10 protein-coding genes are annotated in these 15,825 nt (G+C 64.4%); 7 read left to right on the forward strand and 3 right to left on the reverse strand.

Annotated features, from left to right (window positions below):
• Window positions 1-19: 19 nt before the first annotated feature.
• Both RVAN_RS01695 and RVAN_RS01700 read right to left on the reverse strand, forming a co-directional pair.
• Window positions 20-1,351 carry a class I SAM-dependent RNA methyltransferase gene (locus tag RVAN_RS01695; protein WP_013418034.1) on the reverse strand — a complete coding sequence of 444 codons (1,332 nt, stop codon included), beginning with the start codon at window positions 1,349-1,351 and terminating at the stop codon, window positions 20-22.
• A complete protein-coding gene (locus RVAN_RS01700; RefSeq protein WP_041787999.1) occupies window positions 1,314-2,045 on the reverse strand; it encodes a TlyA family RNA methyltransferase in 732 nt (243 codons plus the stop codon). The genes RVAN_RS01695 and RVAN_RS01700 overlap by 38 nt, the downstream gene beginning before the upstream one ends.
• 269 nt (window positions 2,046-2,314) lie before the next feature.
• On the opposite strand from RVAN_RS01700, the gene RVAN_RS01705 reads away from it, so the two are divergent.
• Together RVAN_RS01705 and RVAN_RS01710 are read left to right on the forward strand one after the other, a co-directional pair.
• Window positions 2,315-2,731: an SET domain-containing protein gene (locus RVAN_RS01705; RefSeq protein ID WP_013418036.1), complete on the forward strand. Its 417-nt coding sequence runs from the start codon at window positions 2,315-2,317 to the stop codon at window positions 2,729-2,731.
• 161 nt (window positions 2,732-2,892) lie between these two features.
• Window positions 2,893-3,501, forward strand: coding sequence for a hypothetical protein (locus RVAN_RS01710; RefSeq protein WP_013418037.1), 609 nt, complete (start codon window positions 2,893-2,895; stop codon window positions 3,499-3,501).
• 281 nt (window positions 3,502-3,782) lie between these two features.
• On the opposite strand, the gene RVAN_RS01715 is transcribed toward RVAN_RS01710, so the two are convergent.
• Complete coding sequence (locus RVAN_RS01715; RefSeq protein WP_013418038.1) at window positions 3,783-5,537, reverse strand: SPOR domain-containing protein; 1,755 nt, start codon at window positions 5,535-5,537, stop codon at window positions 3,783-3,785.
• Window positions 5,538-6,114: 577 nt separating this feature from the next.
• Between RVAN_RS01715 and clpS the strand changes: the two genes are divergently transcribed.
• The 5 genes from clpS (at window position 6,115) to RVAN_RS01740 (ending at window position 15,772) form a co-directional block, all read left to right on the forward strand.
• The gene (clpS, locus tag RVAN_RS01720) at window positions 6,115-6,444 is read left to right on the forward strand and encodes an ATP-dependent Clp protease adapter ClpS (RefSeq protein ID WP_037233862.1); all 330 of its coding nucleotides are present in this window, start codon (window positions 6,115-6,117) and stop codon (window positions 6,442-6,444) included.
• Between the two features lie 8 nt (window positions 6,445-6,452).
• The gene (gene clpA, locus RVAN_RS01725; RefSeq protein ID WP_013418040.1) at window positions 6,453-8,813 is read left to right on the forward strand and encodes an ATP-dependent Clp protease ATP-binding subunit ClpA; all 2,361 of its coding nucleotides are present in this window, start codon (window positions 6,453-6,455) and stop codon (window positions 8,811-8,813) included.
• A gap of 929 nt (window positions 8,814-9,742) precedes the next feature.
• Window positions 9,743-10,462, forward strand: coding sequence for an AzlC family ABC transporter permease (locus RVAN_RS01730; protein ID WP_013418041.1), 720 nt, complete (start codon window positions 9,743-9,745; stop codon window positions 10,460-10,462).
• A gap of 10 nt (window positions 10,463-10,472) precedes the next feature.
• Entirely contained in the window at window positions 10,473-10,811 is a 339-nt protein-coding gene (locus RVAN_RS01735; protein WP_013418042.1) for an AzlD domain-containing protein, read from the forward strand.
• Window positions 10,812-10,975: 164 nt separating this feature from the next.
• A complete protein-coding gene (locus RVAN_RS01740) occupies window positions 10,976-15,772 on the forward strand; it encodes an NAD-glutamate dehydrogenase (protein WP_013418043.1) in 4,797 nt (1,598 codons plus the stop codon).
• Window positions 15,773-15,825 lie beyond the last annotated feature (53 nt).

The raw sequence follows: 15,825 nt of genomic DNA on the forward strand, positions 1-15,825 counted from the left end.
CCCCAGCCTGACCACGGCCTCAGCGAAGGGCGGGCGAAAGCCTGCCCTTTTTCGTGCGTGGACGCCGGAAAAGCGCCGCCACCTCCACATGCGCCGAGTAGCGGAACTGGTCGAAGGCCGCGAGGCGCGTCAGTTCGAACCCGCCTTCCGCAAGAATGGCGGCGTCGCGCGCGAAGGTGGCGGGATTGCAGGACAGCATCACGGCGGCGGGGATTTTCGATTGGGCGAGCGCGCGCGCCTGCGCTTCCGCACCTTCGCGCGGCGGATCGAGCACGGCGGCCGCGAAAGCGTTCAATTCCTGAAACCCGAGCGGACTGCGAAACAGGTCGCGGCGGATGGCCTTCACGGGCTTGAGGCCCTTCGATTCCTTCGCGGCGGCCGACAGTGCTGCGACGGCGGCGGCATTGTCTTCATAGGCCGTCACAGAGGCGCGGGTGGCCACCGGAAAGGTGAACGCCCCAAGCCCCGCGAACAGGTCGCACACCGGCCCTTTGCCCGCACCCGCCGCGTCGAGCGCTTCAACGGTGAACGCCCCCATGTCACGCTCGCACGCCTCGACTGCTTGCAGAAATGCGCCTCCGGGCAGCGACACACGCACGCCGCCGAAGCCGACCCGCGGCACGCCGCTGATGAAGAGCGCCTCGCCATTCCATGACGCGCGGATCGCATCGGCCGCCTGAAGCTCCGACTCGAGGGCGTGGCGGGCGCTGCTCGCGAGGCGCGGCCCGGCGATGGCGACGTCGAGCCCGTTATCGACGGCGGCGACCTGGATTTTCGCTTCGCCGCGGTCCGCCATCGCGCCCCTGAGCCCTGCGCGAAGGTGCGGGAGCGCGGCGGCGAGCTGTGGCGACAGGATGGGGCATTCCTCGATGTCGACGAGATCGTGGCTGCGCGCGGCGTTGAAGCCGAGACGAAGCGCGCCTTCGTCTTTCCGTGCGGTGAATGCGGCGCGGCGGCGACTCGAAATGGGATAGGTCTTCCGCGTCTCGACCGACGGCGCGCGGACGCGGGCCTGCGCGAGCGCGGCCTCTACGAGACCGGCCTTCCACGCGTCGTAGGGCGTCGCTGCCCAATGCTGGAGCGCGCAGCCGCCGCATACGCCGAAATGGCGGCATACGGGATCGACGCGCTCCGGGCTTGCCACCTCCACCGCTATGAGACGGCCCTTGGCGCCGGCCACCTCCGCCTGCACGATCTCGCCCGCCAGCGTGAAAGGAATGTGCACCGGAGCATCGCCAACGCGCGCGACACCGTCGCCTTGCGCGCCCATGGCATTGATGCCGAGCGTCAGCGTTTCCAGATCTTCCGGCGGGCTATCGCTCGCGCGAGGCTGCGACGAGTGTTTCTTCATTGCCGTCCTGTCCCTTAATCGGCGAGGCGACGGCGCCAATCACGCGCCAACCCTCCGCCTCGATGCATGCCATGACGCGCTCCACCGCCGCGCGCCGCAAATTTTCATCCTTCACGATCCCGCCCTTGCCGACGCCATCGCGCCCAACCTCGAACTGCGGCTTCACCAGCGCGACGAGCCACGCGCCGGGCGCGGCGAGCGGCAGCACGGCGGGCAGCACCTTTTCGAGCGAGATGAAGCTCACGTCGCAGGTCACGGCCTCGATCGGTGCATCGAAGAGCGCTGGGGCGAGCGAGCGCGCGTCCTGCGCTTCCATCGACACGACTCGGACATTTTGTCGCAGCGACGCGTGAAGCTGATCACGGCCCACATCCACGGCATAGACGCGGGTTGCACCGCGCTCAAGCAGCACTTCGGTGAAGCCGCCTGTGGAGGCGCCGACATCGAGGCAGGTGCGCGCATTCGGAGCGAGGCCGAAGGCATCGAGCGCCGCTGCGAGCTTGAGGGCGCTCCGCGCGACATACGGCATCTTTTCAAGCACTTCCACCGGCTCGTCGTCCGAGACTTCGAATCCCGGCTTCATATCGGTGCGCCCGCGCACGCGGATAACGCCGCGGCGGATCATATCCTGCGCTTTCGAGCGCGTTTCGGCCAGCTCGCGCTGAACCAGAAGATGGTCGAGTCGGATTTTCACACGCGGTCCCAAAGTCTCGTAAACATCGACGTTAAGCTTGTTGCAAATGACAATGTTTGGCGCAATCATCAGCTCCCTGTGTTGTCTTCGGCAACCGGATCAAGCGCTATTTCCAATCCTCTGAAGGATGTTGAAAAAGCACATGTGAGAGAAGACTGCCTCCTTCGCGGCCGAGGTCGCCAGAAGGCCGTGAAGCGCGAAGCATTCAGCGCATAGCCGTTCAGGCTCGATAAGCAACCAACCTCACAAAAATCTTGGGAAATCAAATCATGATGCTTGTCCGCACCTATCTCTCGAACAGTGCTATCGAGGGAGTAGGCATTTATGCTGCCGAACCGATCAAGAAAGGAGACGTGATCTGGCGGCTGGAGCCGAAGTTTGACGTTTTCTTCACCGAGGCCGACATCGAAGAACTGCCGACGCACATGCAGGACTTCATTCAGCGCTATTCCTACCCGCATATGCAGAAAAAGGGCATCTGGGTTCTTGAATCGGACAACGGCCGTTTCATGAACCACAGCGAAGCGCCCAATACCGATTTCACGGACGCGGAACTGGGCTACGCTATCCGTGACATCGCTGCGGGCGAGGAGATCACCTGCAACTATCACGAATTCGATTCCTCTTTCCAGGGTTGGTTCCCCACCCTGACGAAGGTCAACGGAGACGCTCACTCCCACCCTTGATTGTGCACACGAAGCCCTCCGGACGCGGCGTTGTCCGGGGGGCGGTGCTCAACGTCCTGTTGCGGCGCGGCCATAGGAACGAAATTATCGATTTCCGGCACGTGATATTTACCCAAACCGTGTCTATAGATTCCTGTTGAAATTTATCGCGGGGGCGAAACATGCGGTCGGCTGCAATGAAAAACTGGACGCGGGGTTTTTGCTTCGGGCTCGCCGGTCTGTCGGTGCTGACGGTGGTCGCACCGAACGATGCGGGGGCCGAATGCTATGTGCAGGCGCCTCTGCGGCCCGTTCATCGGACCTTCATCCGCCGGGACGTCGTCGAGCCGGGTGTCTACGAGGTGAGCCGCCGACCGGGCCTGCATGGGGTGATCCGGCAGCAGGTCGCCGTAGCAGGCAATGTCGTGTGGCGCGAAACGCCGCCCGTTTACAAGACTGTGACGGTGCGCGTTCGCAAGCGCGGTGGCTCGATCTGGAGCGAGCGATGCGTGGGCGGGCAGGCTGCCGTCTGCCGCGTGCGTGTTCCGCCGCAGGATATTCTGGTCGAAAAGCAGGTGCTCGTGCGTCCGGGGCGCCGCTGGGCCGAGCAAGTGGCACCCGATGCGGTTGCGCTGACCGAGCGGCGCGTGCTGCTGCGGCCTTACAAGAACTACGCACATTTCCAGCGGCCCTACGTTGCGTTCTCGCGGGAGCGCGTGGCCGTCCAGCCCGAAGGCGCCCGCTGGGTTCCCGCTCCGTCGCAGCCGCAGTGCTGCGAGCCGAAGTGCTGATTGCCTGGCCGCGCCGGTCGGAGATCCCGACGGCGCGGCGACTGTTCGCGGACGCTGTGGGAGCGGCTCGGCTCGGGGCTCCAGGCTGCCGATAGTGCCTGCTCGCGGTGGCTCGCGTTATTTCTCTGCGTGGGGTGCGCTTGCATAGCGCCCTAAGCGTGCCTTCGCAGCCGGCGCGCAGATCGCGGGCGTGACGGCAGTCCTGCTCGGCTGCCCATCAACGTAGGTCGCCGCCTCGCGGCATTTCAGCGAATGTGTGAAACAGAAAAGCGCAGGGCGGCTTATGGCGCGCGGACGTTCATGCACTCGATGCCGGACCGCTTGAGCTTCTGGCAGACCGATTTCGCCTGCGCTTCGTTGTCGAAGCGCGCGAGCCGGACGCGGAACATCGTCGCGCCGCTCGAAAGCGAGACCGGCATGATGAAATCGGGATGGGATTTGCAGAAGGCCGGGCCGAGCGTCTGACGCACGCTTTCGAGCCGGAGCTGCGCCTGTGAGTGGTCGGGGAACGCGCCCACCTGCACATGATATGGGCCGGGCTGATCGACCACCTCGCGTGAGGCGCCGGCTTCAGCCGTGGCGATGGTCCGGGGTTCCGGCGCGGCATTCGACGCAAGCGTGACGTGAACACCGGTGAGCCGGGGCGATCTGTCGGTAGCGACCGCTTCGGCCGTTTCTCCGTCCGCTTCAACGGCGGCGGCTGCAAGCGGCGCGACCTCGGGAAGTCGGACCGTCTTGTTATGGACAGACATGTTTTTCGGCTGCGCTTCGCCGGGGTCGGGGAACGTCATGGTGACAGCCACCTGCTTCGCCCCCGAGGCTGTCGCGCCCCGATCGACCATGGCGCGGCCCGTCGCCTCTTCGGGCTCGTCCGTCGAGGTGTCGTCGGACGATGCGTCAGGCTCACGGGTGGCACGCACGGCGAGGCCGTTTTCCAGCGACGAGAACAGGATCGCATTCGACGTAGCGTCGGGTTTGCGCTTGAGCTGCAATGCGCCGGCGGGCAAGCGCGACACGCGGCGCAGATGAGCCGTGCCGCCCGCCTGCGGTGCCGCTGCCGGAGCGGGATCCTTCGCGGTGGCTTCGGCGGACGCGACCTGGCGCGGCTCAGCCGTGGCGCGGCTCTCGCTCTTGCGATCCGCCGCCGATGGCTTTTCGGGTGCGGCCTGGGCGAATTGCTTTGGGGCGAAAGACGACACGAGCGCGCCCGCTTTCTTCGCGGCGGTGAGCGTCATGGCTTTCGACCATGAGGCGTCGAGGATGTTGCGCATGGCGGCGTTGCGCACACGCGCTGACGATCCGCCAAGCACCACCGCGATGAGCCGCTTCTCGCCGCGCCGCGCCGTGGCCAGCAGGTTGAATCCCGACGCCGAGGTGAAGCCGGTCTTCATGCCCTCCATGCCCTCGTAGGAGAACAGCATGGTGTTGTGGTTACGGTAGATCTCGCCGTCGTACTGGAAATATTTCGTCGAGAAGACGCGGGAGCGCTCGGGGTGGTCTGTTATCACCGAGCGGGCCAGAATGACGAGATCCTGCGCTGTGGTCCGCTGCTCGGAATTCGGCAGCCCGGACGCGTTTCGGAACGTCGTGTTGAGCATGCCGATGGTGCGCGCCTTCTGCGTCATGCGGCGGGCGAATTCTTCCTCGGAGCCTGCCAGCGCTTCGGCAACCACCACGGCCATGTCGTTCGCCGACTTCGTCACGATGGCGCCGATGACGTCGGAAACCGTGATCGTGTCGCCAGCATCGAGGCCGAGCTTCGTCGGCGACTGCGACGCGGCGTAGGCCGAAACGCGCAGTTTGGTGTTCATGTTGAGCTTGCCGTCGCGAAGCGCGTCGAAAAGCAGGTAAAGCGTCATGACCTTGGTGACGGACGCGGGAAAGCGCGGATCGGTGGCGTTCCTGGAAATGAGGATGCGGCCGGTGTGGAAATCGACCACCATCGCAGAACTGGCCGTGGAATAGGACTGCGCATGCGAGGCCCTGCGGCGAGCCTCGGCGGGACTGGAGACGGCGAGCAGGAAGAGGGCGGCCATTGCGCAGAGAAACAATGCCACCGTGGCCGCCGACGCGCGCGGACCGATGCTTTCCCGAGCGAATGGATTTTCGCCGCTGCCTTTCGGAGCCACGCCTTTCGGCACCCGGCTTTTCGGTGCCAAGTACCTATTTCGCCACGGAAATTGAAAACGCAAATGTCGGATCACGGCGGTGTAAAACCCCAGAAACGTGTCGTCAGCAAGGCGCCGCGTCAAGGCGTCGCGCGGGCGATCAACCTCAATGCAAGGTTGTCCGCTCAAGCTGCTATACCTGTGCGGGTATTAATTCGGTCTTACCCATCACCGAGGTGAGACGTAGCATTTCGATCTGGCCGAGTGCATTCTTGGGAGTTTGGAAACACCGCTGCGTGATGGATGAGGTGGAACCCTTTCAATGTGTAAATGCGCACATATATTCGATGAGGCGCGGCGCTTCGGAGGCCTTGACAGGGGAAACCGATAAACGGGATGATGCAAGGTGATGGCCTCGTTTCCGCGTACGATCTGGAGGCGTCAGGCAGTGTGGCAGACGCTTGAAACGTTCAGGCTTCCGATAGGGTCTCGAATGGTTGCTGCGATGGCGGGCAATAACGGTTTCAAGGACGATAACGGCCTGAAAACAGGTGCCGTAACAAAAACTCGTCCCAAGACGAAACGTCCCAGCCTCTACAAGGTTCTCCTCCTCAACGACGACTACACGCCGATGGAATTCGTCGTCTACGTGCTTGAGCGGTTTTTCAACAAACCTCATGAGGAGGCAACGCTCATCATGATGCATGTACACCAGAAGGGCGTCGGTATCTGCGGTGTGTACACCTATGAAGTTGCTGAGACGAAAGTCACTCAGGTGATGAATTTCGCGCGCCAGCATCAGCATCCCCTTCAGTGCACTATGGAAAAGGAGTAGGTGCGGCAGTGCCATCATTCTCAAACAGCCTGGAAGAGTCGCTCCATCGCGCTATCGAATACGCCAACGAGCGGCATCACGAATACGCAACGCTGGAACACCTGCTCCTTTCGCTGCTGGATGACCGCGACGCGTCTTCTGTCCTTAGAGCCTGCAACGTCGATGTGGAGCGGCTTCGTGCCAAACTCACGGAATTTCTCGACAAGGAGCTGAACAACCTCGTCCTTGACCAGGATGGCGAGGCGCAGCCAACCGCTAGTTTTCAGCGCGTGATTCATCGCGCTGTGGTGCATGTCCAATCCTCGGGCCGCGAGGAAGTGACGGGCGCGAACGTGCTCGTCGCGGTCTTCGCCGAGCGCGAGAGCAACGCCGCATATTTCCTGCAGGAGCAGGACATGACGCGGTTCGACGCCGTGAACTTCATCAGCCACGGCATTTCGAAGCGTGCCGGCATGTCCGAGCCGCGCGGCGTGCGGGGCGTTGAGGACGACGCCACCACGGTCGACGGCGCGGAAGAAAAGAAGCGCTCGACGGATGCGCTCGAAGCCTATTGCGTCAACCTCAACCAGAAGGCGAAGGACGGCCGCATCGATCCGCTGATCGGCCGCGACAAGGAGATCGAGCGCACGATTCAGGTGCTCTGCCGCCGGTCGAAGAACAACCCGCTCTATGTGGGCGATCCGGGCGTTGGCAAGACGGCAATCGCGGAAGGCCTGGCGCGCAAGATCGTGCGCGGCGAGGTGCCGCAGGTGCTCGCCAACGCGACGGTTTTCTCGCTTGACATGGGCACGCTGCTCGCTGGCACGCGCTACCGTGGCGACTTCGAGGAGCGTCTCAAGGCGGTGATGAAGGAGATCGAAGCCTATCCCGGCGCGATCCTGTTCATCGACGAGATCCACACCGTGATCGGTGCGGGCGCAACCTCGGGCGGCGCGATGGACGCGTCGAACCTCTTGAAGCCCGCGCTGCAATCCGGCGTGCTGCGCTGCATCGGTTCGACCACTTACAAGGAATATCGCCAGCACTTCGAGAAGGACCGCGCGCTGGTGCGGCGCTTCCAGAAGATCGACGTCGCCGAGCCGACAGTTGAGGATGCAATCGAAATCATGAAGGGGCTGAAGCCCTATTTCGAGGACTTCCACAACATTAAGTACACGAACCAGGCGATCAAGGCGGCGGTGGAGCTTTCCGCGAAGTACATCCACGATCGGAAGCTCCCCGACAAGGCGATCGACGTGATCGACGAAACGGGCGCGTCGCAGATGCTGTTGGCGCCCTCGAAGCGGAAGCGCACCATCGGCGTGAAGGAAGTCGAGGCGACCGTTGCCACCATGGCGCGCATCCCGCCGAAGACGGTGTCGAAGACGGACACGGAGCTGCTGCGCAACCTCGAAGGCGATCTGAGGCGCGTCGTGTTCGGTCAGGATCAGGCGATCCATGCGCTTTCCGCCGCGATCAAGCTCGCCCGCGCGGGCCTTCGCGATGCGGAGAAGCCAATCGGCTCGTACCTGTTCTCCGGCCCCACCGGTGTCGGCAAGACGGAAGTGGCCCGCCAGCTCGCGAGCCTGCTCGGCGTGCAGATCCTGCGCTTCGACATGTCGGAGTATATGGAGCGGCACACCGTCTCGCGGCTCATCGGCGCGCCTCCGGGCTATGTCGGCTTCGATCAGGGCGGCCTGTTGACCGATGGCGTGGACCAGAACCCGCATTGCGTGCTTCTCCTCGACGAGATCGAGAAGGCGCACCCGGACCTGTTCAACGTGCTGCTTCAGGTCATGGATCACGGCAAGCTCACCGACCATAACGGCAAGCAGGTCGATTTCCGCAACGTCGTGCTCATCATGACCACGAACGCGGGCGCGGCCGACATGGCGAAGCCCGCCATCGGCTTCGGCAGCCAGCAGCGCGTCGGCGAAGACGAGGAGGCGATCAAACGCATGTTCTCGCCGGAGTTCCGCAACCGCCTCGACGCCGTGATCCCGTTCGCTCGCCTCTCGCGCGAGATGATCGGCAGAGTGGTCGAGAAGTTCATCTTCCAGCTCGAAGCGCAGCTCGCGGATCGCAATGTGATCATCGAACTGACGCCGGAAGCGATGGAATGGCTCGCCGATCACGGCTACGACGAAATGTATGGCGCACGCCCGCTCGCCCGCGTCATTCAGGAGAGCATCAAGAAGCCGCTGGCCGAGGAACTGCTGTTCGGCAAGCTCGAAGGCGGCGGTACGGTGCGCGTGGTGGTCGAGGAGAAGGACGGGCAGAAGCAGCTCGCCTTCGAGGTCATCGAGGCGAAGCCGCCGGTGGTCAAGGCGGAAGACGCCGAGGCAAGCGAGGGCGATGGCCCGGCGCTGCTGCCGAAGGGTGCCGCCTGAGCTGCGCGGTAAATTAAAAGGTCGCCGCGGGTTCGTGCGGCGACCGAATTTCAACGCCGGTGCGCTTGTTCAGCGCCCGGCCTTTTTACTTTTGAGACGGTTATGGGGTGCGTGCGCGTCTTGCGGTGCGCGTTTATTGGCGAGAACCGGGTCGCCAGTTAAACAAATCGGACGCCCAGAATCACGAAGGCCGCAGAGCGTTCGCTCTACGGCCTTGTGGAGTTGCTCAACTCTTGTAGGCTTGGGGAAGTCTAGACGGTTTATCAGCCAGCATACGGAACTAACGGTATCAACGTAAGTCCCGTGGCCAATGCAATCGCTGCCCATTCGGTGAAATTAAGCTTAGCCATATGAAGTCTCCTTCAACATGTTCGCCAAGGGTTTATGTCCCGTAGCCTCTGGAGATGAATATAAGCGCCGCGTCGAAAAGGAAAAATCACAAGGTATTTATGGAACGATATGAAAGGCTGCGTATGCTGCCCTCCGGGCGTACGACCGCCAGCGCGGACAGCAACCGCAGCGTCGGCGAGCCGGCCTGAGAGTGGCCCACTTGTCGGCACCGCGCCTCATGGCCCGTTCTAAGAGAGTGTTATCGCTTTTGATCATTCTCAAGCGACAGGCGCGCCTCGCCATCGGCGTTTAAGCCCACCTACAAGCTTCCCGGGGAGGCAAGCTTCGCGCCTTTCATCAGCCATCCGCTCAAATCATTCAGAGGGGTTGCGTCAAGCACTTGCGATTCAACCTTCCAGCTCCTGACCTGACGCGTTTTCTTTGTCGCCCCGGATGTCGAAAACGCATGCCATCGAAGCGATAAAGCTCCACAGTTCGGTTCGGTTGGCCGCATCCGGCCGTTTTCTTCGAGGCTATCTTGCTTTTTCTTTCTGAACACGTCGCGCTCCCCATAGCCGCGACCGCGAGTTTTCCCTCTCATGACACGCACTGAAGCCGGCTTCCGCATGGCGTTTCGCGATGCGGCCCGCGCGCCCGCCGCTGTGCTTTGCCTGTCGTTCATCGGTTTCGGCGTCTTGTGCCACGGCAACGGCGTCAGCCTCGCCTTCGCGCTCTACACCACGATCTTCATGTACGCGCTGCCGGGACAGGTGACGCTCGTCGACCAGATCGGGCGCGACATGCCGCTGTGGACGGCCGCGCTGGCGGTTTCACTCACCGGCGTGCGCCTGCTGCCGATGACCATCGCGCTCGTGCCCTATCTGCGCGGCGGACGCGAGACGCGGCCAGTCGATTACCTCGCCTCGCATTTTGTATCGGTGACGCTGTGGATCGAGAGCATGCGCCGCGTGCCGTTCCTCCCGCGCGGGCTGCGGCTGCCGTTCTACTTCGGCCTCACCACGATGCTGGTCGGCGTGAGCACGCTCGGCACCGTCGCGGGCTATCTCATCGCGGACCGGCTGCCGCCCATCGTGGCCGCATCGCTGATCTTCCTCACGCCGGTCTATTTCTTCATGGGCTTGTCCGCCAACGCCCGCGCCGCCGCCGACTTCGCGCCGATCCTCATCGGCTTCGGAATGGCGCCGTTTTTCATGTGGCTCACGCCGAGCCTCGACCTCGTGCTGAGCGGGCTTGTCGGCGGAACCGTCTCGTTCCTGCTGTTCCGGCGCAAATTGGCGTCGCGCGCCGAGAAAGCCTGAGGCCGCCGCGATGCACGACAGCATATGGATATGGCTTTCATTTGCCATCATGGGGACGGCGGCGAGCGACATCTGGCGCTTCGCGGGTGTGCTCCTGTCTCGCGGCGTCGACCCGGAAAGCGCGGTCATCCTTTGGGTGAAGGACGTGTCGACGGCGCTGGTCGCGGCGCTCATCGCGCGCATGCTGCTGTCGCCGACGGGGGCGCTCGCGGGCGTCGGCGATGCCGTGCGTTTTATCGCGTTCGGCACCGGGCTCGTCGCCTTCTGGCTGTCCGGGCGCAGGCTCGCAGTCGGGCTTCTCGCCGCCGAGGCTGCCTTTTTCGCCGCGCACGCCATTCTCGGGCAGTAGGGAACGCGGACTCCGCTCAGCCATTGGAAAGGGCCGTGTCGCCGCCGATGTAAGGTGAGCGCGGCGCAGGCAATCGCATCGCCGTCAGGAAATTTGCGAAAAATCAAACTGTGGTCGGCTTCCTGCAAGCCCCGCGCGGTCTGATTTCATGCATGGAGACTTCGATGGCTCAAAAGGCAGACCGAACGGGCGCAGGTTCTTCGGTCCTGGCATGCCCCCATCCGAACGCAACGGACGATCTGGCCTCCCGCTTCGCCGCGCAGCTTGTGGCTGAATCGGGTTGCTCCGATCTCGCGTCGGGGCAAGCCGCCGCGTTCACGACACTCGCGGCCGAGGCCTTCGCAAACCTGTGTCGCCGCCATTCGCCCGCGCCGGAGATTTCGATCCGGTCCCATACCTCGCATGAGGGAGAGCACATCGTCATCGATATCGCGAACGACGACATGCCGTTCCTGCTCGATTCGGTGCTGGGCGAGTTGCGCGAGCTTGGCCTTATCCCCTTCGTGGTCGCGCATCCGATCTTCGAGGTCGAGCGGGACGGCAACGGCCTGCTGACCGCGCTCGCGCCCGCCGCGCCCGAGCCGAACGGCCACGCCCGCGAAAGCGTCATACACCTGGAGATCCCGAGGCCCGGCATCGCGCCGTCGTTCGAAACCATCGACCGGGCGCTTCGGCGCGTGATTGGCGATACGGCCCTCGTGGTCGGCGACTTCCACGCCATGACGAACCGCCTCCACGCCGCGATCGCCGATATCGAGCAGAACCCGCCGCCCGCGTCGCCGCAGACGAACGCCGAGGGGATCGATTTCCTGCGCTGGATCGCCGTGGATAATTTCATATTTCTCGGCGTTCGCGAGTTTGCCTACGACGCGAAAGGCGGCGAACTGATCCCGCAGACGAAGCGAAGCCTCGGCCTCCTGCGCGATCCCGAGCGCATCGTGCTGCGCGTCGAGCCGACCCGCGTGCTGACGCCCGAAAGCCGCACCTATTATCTTAACGCGCCGCCGGTGGTGGTCATCAAGGCGAACGCGAAATCGACCGTGCATCGCCGCGTTCACATGGACGCCATAGCGGTGAAGTTGCACGACGCCGAGCGCCGGGTGACCGGACAGATCGTCTTCGCGGGGCTTTTTACCGCCACCGCCTACAACCTTCCTGTCAACAATGTCCCCATCCTCCGCCGCACGGTGAAGAAGGTGCTTCAGCGCTCGCGCCACCCGGCCGAGAGCCACTCCGGCCGAGCGCTCATGAACGTCCTTGAGACTTTCCCCCGCGAAGAGCTTTTCCAGATATCGCCCGAGCGGCTCTCCACCATCTCCGAGGAAATCCTCAAGACCGAGCTTGCGCCCCGCCCGCGCGTGCTTGTCCGCCGCGACGAGTTCCGTCGCTTCGTCACGGTGCTCGTCTACGTGCCGCGCGAGAAGCACAACACGAGCGTCCGAGAGCGCATCGAAGCCATGCTCGCGGAATCCTTCGACGGGCGCTTCGAGCAGACGACGCCTTATTATCCCGAAAGCGCGATGGTTCGCCTTCAGGTCGAAATCTGGAAAGCGGGCGGCGATCTTCTCGATCCCGACGAGCGCGAACTGGAAGCGAAGGTCGAGGACATCATCACCACCTGGGCGGATCGTTTTTCCGCGCGTGTGCTCGCCGAGCGCGGCGGCGACGGGCAGGCGCTGATAGAGAAATATCGCGATGCGTTTCCGGCGGGCTATCAGGAGCGAAACGACGCCGAGCGCGCCCTGAAGGACATAGAGCGCTTCGAAAAGCTTAACGAACGCCATCGGACCGGCATCGACCTCTACCGCGCGGGCGACGCTGAACCCGATGCCGTGCGGGCGACGCTGCAACAGCTCGACGAGCCGCTGACGCTTTCGCGGCGCGTGCCGATCCTCGAAAATCTCGGCTTCGACGTGATTTCGGAGCGCACCTATCTTCTTACGCCGAAGGCCAACGGCGGCGCGCGGCGGTTCTATCTGCACGACATCGACCTCCGCCTGCGCGAGGGCGACGCGGCGACGTTTTGCGAGCGGCGCGAGGCGCTGGAGGACGGCTTCCTCGCCGTGTGGGCGGATGCCGTGCCGAACGACCGCTTCAACGGGCTGATCCTCGCGGCGGGCCTCGACTGGCGGCAGGCGGCGCTGATCCGCGCCTACGCGGCCTATTACCGCCAGACGGGGGCGACCTACAGCGCCGCTTATGTTGCGGAGACGCTCGTCAAGCATGGTGTAATCGCCGCCGACCTGTTTCGCTTGTTTGAGGCGATGTTCGATCCCGCAAAGGGAAGCGATGCAGAGCGGGAGGCCGCGCGGCTGGCCATTGCAGAGCGTATCTTCGCCGCGCTCGACGCGATCCCTTCGATGGACGACGACCGCATTCTGAGGCAACTCGCGTCGCTCATCGGCGCCACGCTGCGCACGAATTTCTATCAGCGGAGCGCGGACGGCATGCCGCCCGAGGCCATCGCGTTCAAGCTCAGAAGCCGCGACATCGAATGGCTGCCCGCGCCGAAGCCTTATGCCGAAATTTTCGTCTCTTCGCCGCGCTTCGAGGGCGTGCATCTTCGCGGCGGATCCATCGCGCGCGGCGGGCTTCGCTGGTCGAACCGCCCGCAGGATTTTCGCACCGAAATTCTCGGCCTCGCCAAGGCTCAGCAGGTGAAGAACGCAGTCATCGTGCCGCAGGGCGCGAAGGGCGGCTTCGTGCCGCGTGCGTCGGCCGGGGCAAACCGCGACGCGACCTATGACGAGGGCGTGGCGGCCTATGAGGGCTTCGTTTCGAGCCTCCTGTCGCTCACCGACAACCTCGTGAAAGGCGAGATCGTGCCGCCCGCCGATACCGTGCGCCGCGATGGCGACGACCCCTATCTCGTCGTGGCCGCCGACAAGGGCACCGCCACCTTCTCCGACTTCGCGAACGAGATCGCCACGAAGCGCGGCTTCTGGCTCGGCGACGCGTTCGCGAGCGGCGGCTCGGCGGGCTACGACCATAAGAAGATGGGCATCACGGCGCGCGGCGCGTGGGAGGCGGTGAAGCGTCATTTCCGCGAGATGAACGTCGATATCCAGACGACGCCGTTCACGGTGGCGGGCGTGGGCGATATGTCGGGCGACGTGTTCGGCAACGGCATGCTGTTGTCGCGAAAGATCCGCCTCGTCGCCGCCTTCGATCACCGCGACATCTTCATAGATCCCGACCCGGACACCGGGACGAGCTTCGAGGAGCGAAAGCGCCTGTTCGAGCGCCCGCGGTCGAGCTGGCAGGATTACGACCGCGCGAAGATTTCGGCGGACGGCGGCGTCTATAGCCGCAAGGAGAAGTCTATCGCGCTTTCGGACGCCGCGCAGAAGCTGCTGGGCGTCGGCGCGCAGGCCACGCCGCAAGATGTGATGGCTGCGATCCTTCGCGCGGATGTTGATCTGCTCTGGTTCGGCGGCATCGGCACCTATGTGCGCGCCAGCACCGAAACGGACGCGCAAGCCGGCGATAAGGCGAACGACGCGATCCGCGCGGCGGCGAACGAGCTTCGCGCGAAGGTGATTGGCGAGGGCGCGAACCTCGGCGTGACGCAGCGCGGGCGCATCGAGTTTGCGCTCGCAGGTGGTCGCATCAACACCGACGCCATCGACAACTCGGCGGGCGTGAACACCTCCGACGTCGAGGTGAACATCAAGATTGCGCTCAGTCGTGCAGTCGCGGAAGGCAGGATCGACACGCCGGAGCGCAACGCGATCCTCGCCGCGATGACCGATGATGTCGCCGCCGCCGTGTTGCGCAACAACTATCTGCAAACGCTCGCGCTCAGCGTCGCCGAAAGCGACGGGCTTGCCGAACTCGGCTTCCAGCAGCGTCTCATCCAGCGCCTCGTGAAGGAAGGCCGCCTCAACCGCGCCGTGGAAGCGCTGCCGACCGACGCTCACCTTGCCGAGCGCGCGACGCAGGGGAAGCCGCTGACGCGGCCCGAGCTCGCCGTGCTGCTCGCCTACGCGAAGATCGTGCTCGAAGACGACCTCGTGAAGACAAAGGCGCTGGACGATCCATTCCTCGCCCGCGAACTCCCGGCCTATTTCCCGCCTGCCATGCGCGAGCGTTTCGCCGCCGAAATCGACGCCCATCCGCTGCGCCGCGCCATCATCGCGACGAGCCTCGCGAACGACATCGTCAATCGCGGCGGCCCGACCTTCGTCGTGCGGCTGATGGATGAAACCGGCCAGTCGCCGGAGGCCGTCGCCTGCGCCTTCGCGGCGGTGTGCGCGATTTACGATCTGTCCGCGATCCACGCCGGGCTCGATGCACTCGACGGCCGGATCGATAGCGTCGAACAGCTTCGGCTGTATCGCTTCGTGCGCGATCTGCTACGGCGGCAGAGTGGCTTTTTCCTCCGCCAGCACCGCTTCAGGGACGGGCTGGAGCAGGGCATCGCGCCCTACGCGCAAGGCATCGCAGCCCTTTCGGCCGAGATGGCGACGCTCTTGCCGGAAAAGGCGGTTGCGCGGCTCGGCGAGGCTGAGGCGCGCCTCCGCGAGATCGGCCTATCGCCCGATTTCGCCCGGCGGGTCGCGGCGCTCGAACCGCTGGCGCAGGCGCTCGACATCGTGCGCGTCGCCGGGGACATGGAAACGCCGGTCGAGGACGCCGCGCGCGTCGTGTTCGCCATCCGCGACGCGTTCCATCTGGACGACATCGCGGCGGCGTCCGAGGCGCTCGCGGGCGGCGACCATTTCAACCGTCTCGCCGTGGACGCGAGCCTCGCGGGCATCGCTTCGGCGCAACGGCGGCTCGCCCGCAGCATCCTCGCGCAATCGACGCGACGCCCGGATTTCGCGACATGGCGCGCCCGCAACGAAGCGCCTGTGAGCCGCGTCGCCGAAGGGCTCGCCGAGGTGCTCTCCGGGCGCGGTCTGACGCTCGCGAAACTCACCGTCGCCGTGGCGCAGTTCCGCGATCTGTCGGCGCCGTAAGGCCGCGATGGCGGCGCGAACCCGCTTCCCCGACGCCGCTGGCTCGTGTATCC

The sequence above is a fragment of the Rhodomicrobium vannielii ATCC 17100 genome (assembly GCF_000166055.1).
Lineage (GTDB): Bacteria > Pseudomonadota > Alphaproteobacteria > Rhizobiales > Rhodomicrobiaceae > Rhodomicrobium > Rhodomicrobium vannielii.